1 protein-coding gene is annotated in these 250 nt (G+C 48.4%); it reads right to left on the reverse strand.

Going from position 1 to position 250, the window contains the following annotated elements; all coding sequences use genetic code 11:
• The coding region (locus ACY9Z2_RS19235) for a DNA translocase FtsK 4TM domain-containing protein (RefSeq protein ID WP_463611283.1) at positions 1-250 on the reverse strand (250 nt) is incomplete at both ends.

Genomic DNA, 250 nt, shown 5'->3' on the forward strand with positions numbered 1-250 from the left:
TTTTTCTGGTTTGCCCGTACTGAGTTACTCTTATTTTCACTGTCCGGGCCGTTGAATGAAAAAGCCTGGCGAAAAAATTAGCTGTCCCGGAAAGAGTCCAGCGGGTAGTAAATAAAAGAACCAGAGCCAGAAGACAGATCAGAACGAAGAATGAGCCGGTATGATTCAACCAACCGGTCAGGAAGCCAAGCAACAGGCCGCCCAGCAAGCCGCCGGCTAAAAATTCTTTGCCCTGCCAGGGAATTTTTTC

It is taken from the genome of Virgibacillus sp. GM2-2 (genome assembly GCF_055329585.1).